This is a genomic window from Selenomonadales bacterium (assembly GCA_017442105.1).
GTDB lineage: Bacteria > Bacillota > Negativicutes > RGIG982 > RGIG982 > RGIG982.
Genome location: JAFSAX010000028.1, coordinates 1 through 4,086 on the forward strand (window position 1 = coordinate 1; position 4,086 = coordinate 4,086).

The window sequence follows — 4,086 nt, forward strand, 5'->3', positions numbered from 1 at the left end:
GCGGGATGGTGACGGTTTCTAAGACGTTGCCCATAGCTTCGTAGACGCGCGTGATGTTTCCGCTTTCGATGGCGCGTATCATGCGGTCGGCGGTAGGATGCGTTTCGACGTTTTCTGCACGGTATCCACCGTATGCCGCGGCTGTCGATACGCCGAGGGGCGGTTTGACGAGGACGAGCGGGTACGCGCCGAGGGACGGTACGCGCGCAAGGACTTCTCCGCGCCCTTTGGCGAGCATGGTTCCGCCGATCATGCAGAACGGTACGTCGGAGCCGAGGCGTGCGCCGAGGGCGGTGAGCTTGTCGATGTCAAGGCCGAGTTTCCAGAGCTCATTGAGGCCGAGGAGGACGGCGGCGGCATCACTGCTGCCTCCCGCAAGACCTGCGGCGAGCGGTATTTTTTTCTCGATGCGGATATGAGCACCGCGTCCCTCACCATACGTGTCGCGCAGAAGTTCGGCGGCACGGTAGGCAAGGTTGGTGCGGTCGTCTGCGAGTTCGGCAAGGTCTGTTTCTACGATAATATCTTCAGCATCTTCGAGCGTGACGATGTCGGCGAGGTCGATGGATTGCATGATCATTTCTACTTCATGGTAGCCGTCGTCGCGTTTGCCGAGGATATCAAGCGTCAGATTCACTTTGGCTTTGGCGTACTTTGTTATCATGTTTCTCACTCATTTACAGTTTATTACCCCGAAGCGTCGCTTCTGATGGTTCTAACCTGTAATATTTTCTACATGAGCTGTGCGTTCGCCTGCCGAGAAGGTGCATTTTTATTGGGAAAATCGAATGTTTTTGCATTTTTGTCCCCATTGGGCGCGATATCGTCCCGACTGCCCTCTTCCATGTTCCCGCGTTTGCGTTCGATCTCGGCAAATGCGCCGTCATAGTCTTCGTAAAAGATGACGATGGTGTCGCCTGTCTGCGCTTCGTCCAAAGCACGGCGAATGGCGGTGCGTTCGTCGAGGAGAAGTGTGATGTCGCGCACTTTTGCGCCTGCCTGTCGTGCGCCCTCGGCAAGGATGGTGGCAGTTTCGCCTTTGGCTCGTCCTCTGAGGTCGCGGTCTTCTTTGATATAGAGTTTGTCGAAGTGCTTGCCTGCGATGCGTCCGAGTGTAAGAAGGGTGTCGTCTGTGCGATCGCCTGCCGCGCCGATGACGCCGACGAGATGTTTTGCGCCGAGTTTGCGGACAGCAGAGATGACGGCGAGGTATCCCGCAGGGTTGTGTCCATAGTCTAAGACAGCGGTGAAACTGCCGAGGTCTATCATCGTCATGCGGCCTTTGTTTTCGGTGAAGGAGAGGATGCCGTTTTTTACAAGCTCATGGCTGAGTCCGAGCATGACGGCGCCTGCACAGGCGATGAGGCAGTTTTGCATCTGATGGTCGGCTCGTCCGCCGAGGGTGATGGGTGCTTCGCGCAGGCTGACGATGGGTTCTTCGCGGTCGGCTTGTGCTTTCCATACGGTGCCGCCTTGCAGGTAGAAGGCGATGCCGCCCGCGCCGAGGTATCTTCTTACAAGACGATTATCCGCATACATGCTGACGAGGACGACTGTTCCGCCCGCGCGCTTTATCATATGCTCGGCGTACGCATCGTCTGCATTGATGATGACGTAGCCGTCTTTTTTGACGGTTTCTGCAATGAGTGATTTGACATCGGCAAGTGCATCGAGCGAGTTGATGCCGTCTTGGCCGAGATGGTCGTCGGTGACGTTCGTTACGATACCGATGTCACAGCGGTCGAAGGCAAGTCCGCTGCGCACGATACCGCCGCGTGCCGTTTCTAAGACCGCACCTTCTGTGCGTTTGTCGGCGAGTATCCTCTTGGCACTTTTCGGCCCTGTCGTATCGCCTTCGGCAAGACATTCTTCACCAAGGTAGATGCCTCCCGTACTTGTCATACCGATAGTCTTACCTGTTTGCCTCCAGATATGGGCGATGAGGCGGGTGACGGTCGTTTTGCCGTTGGTGCCTGTGACTGCGACGATGGGCACTCGCCCGTCGGTGCCTTCCATCAGATAGTCGAGGATCGCGCCTGCCGCATCGCGCGCTCGTCCGCCGTCGGGGCTGTGGTGCATGCGGATACCGGGCGCGGCGTTGACTTCGATGACGGTGGCACCGCGTTTGGCGATATCGTAGGCGATGATGTCAACTCCTGCGATATCAAGGCCGACGGCAGCGGCGGCTTCTTCTGCCATACGGCGTGTGCTCTCGTGAACGATGTCTGTTACATCGACTGCCGTACCGCCCGTGCTGAGGTTCGCGCTGTGGCGAAGGTAGACGACTTCTCCTTTGCGCGGTACGGATTCGAGCGTATAGCCTGCTTTTGCCAGTACGGCAATGACGGTGCGGTCAACAGATATCTTCGTCAGCTGTTTCGTATGGCCGTCGCCTCGGCGCGGGTCGCGATTCACCTCGTCGATGAGCGCGCGTACGGTCTGCGTGCCGTCACCGCGCACGTATGCAGGTATTCTCTCGGAGGCGGCGACGAGCTTGCCGTCTACGACGAGCAGGCGATATTCGCGTCCCGATATCTGCTGTTCGATGAGGACGCGCTTGCCGAAAGCCTGCGCCGCACGGAGTGCCGTATCAAGCTCGCGTACCGAACGGACACCAACGGTGACGCCTTTTCCCTGATGGCCATAGAGCGGTTTGACGACGGCACGTTTGCCGAGCATGCGCCATGCCGAAACTGCCTGCGAAAGCGTTTCGACGATGATATGGTGCGGTACGGCGATATCCCGCTCGCGAAGGAGCGTATTCGTCAGCGACTTGTCCGAGGCGATGTCGGCGGCAACAAGGCTCGTCTTGTCGGAGATGGTCGCCCACATGCGCCGTTGATGCTTGCCCCAGCCAAGCGAAACAAGCTGTGCACCGCGCACGATATCGACAGGGATACCGCGTTTTCTCGCGCTCTCAACGAGCGACGATGTACTCGGTCCGAGCGATTCGAGCGTATGGCTGTGTCTTAGTGCAGACAGATAGTCGTCGATGCGCACGTCTTCTCCGCGATACAAGGCAGACAGGATCGTCCTTGCCGCCGTCATACAAAGAATGGCTGTCTGCGGATGGATGATGCCGACGACGATGCGATACGTGCCTTCTTCCACCTCGCGCGTCTTGCCGTAGCGCACATCGTCACCGAGCATCGCCTGCAGTTCGAGCACGATATGTTCTAAGATATGTGCAGGATACGTGCCTTCTCGGAGCCGTTTGACGAATCCGCCGCGCACGCCCTCCGAGCAATGATGCTCTCTAAGACCGGGCAGAAGCGCGAGGAGCTTTTCGGTAAACTGCGGCACGTCACGGCTCGATACTTCGGCCAGTGCACCGAGCGCGACCCACACTGCCATGACAGGTTTCTTGCTGTATATGCTGACACCGTCAAACGTCTTTACCGATACGATCCGCATACTGTCGCCTCCTGCTCCTCAGTCCGATACGGTCGATGTAAGGTAAGGTCATAGCCGTACCCCTCGGGAAGGATGTGCATCGTCAGATTCGTGATGGCAAGCGGCTCTCGGCTGCTTGAATCGGATACGTTCGTCTGATGTACGTGCCGTCCGTCAAGCACCGTCACGCTCTGCGAGCCGATGACCTCACACCGCCCGTCGGGGGTGACGAGGATCGCCGTATCTTCGTCGATGCCGATACCGAGGAGATGCGGATTCTGCGCTACCGAGGCAAGAAGTCGATTCATACGCCCGCGCTGGGCAAAATGCTGGTCGATGACGACATCTTCTACAAGACCCATTCCTTGCGCCATGCTCACCGTCGAGCGCGTCGCCGTATCGGCCGAATCACCGCTGACGATCATCGTGCTTGCCATCGCCGACGCCCCTGCGCTCGTTCCTGCGACGATCGTACCGCCGTGAAAGGCGCGCAAAATACTGCGGTCAGCCTCGCTCCCGCCCAAGATACTCGTCAGCCTCAGCTGATCGCCGCCCGTTAAGAATATCCCGCTGGAATGACAAATCGCACGCGACACCTCTTCCGATGATGCCTCCTCTCTCGTATCGGCGAACAGCACGCGCACCTCGCCCGCACCGAGTTTTTCGAAGATCGCGCGATACTCCTCGCCCACC

At 58.3% G+C, this 4,086-nt stretch carries 3 protein-coding genes; all 3 read right to left on the bottom strand.

Annotated features, from left to right (window positions below; translation table 11 throughout):
* Positions 1-664, bottom strand: a 664-nt coding sequence (locus IJN28_01275) for a 4-(cytidine 5'-diphospho)-2-C-methyl-D-erythritol kinase (GenBank protein ID MBQ6712403.1), incomplete at its 3' end; no start/stop codon positions are given.
* Between the two features lie 68 nt (positions 665-732).
* Entirely contained in the window at positions 733-3,414 is a 2,682-nt protein-coding gene (gene cphA / locus IJN28_01280) for a cyanophycin synthetase (protein ID MBQ6712404.1), read from the bottom strand.
* Positions 3,396-4,086: cyanophycinase (locus IJN28_01285; protein MBQ6712405.1), on the bottom strand; the 691-nt coding region annotated here is incomplete at its 5' end. The genes IJN28_01285 and cphA, both read right to left, overlap by 19 nt.

Coding starts and splice junctions, on each gene's coding strand:
- cphA (MBQ6712404.1), bottom strand. CDS start 3,414: ATGCGGATCGTATCGGTAAAGACGTTTGACGGTGTCAGCATATACAGC.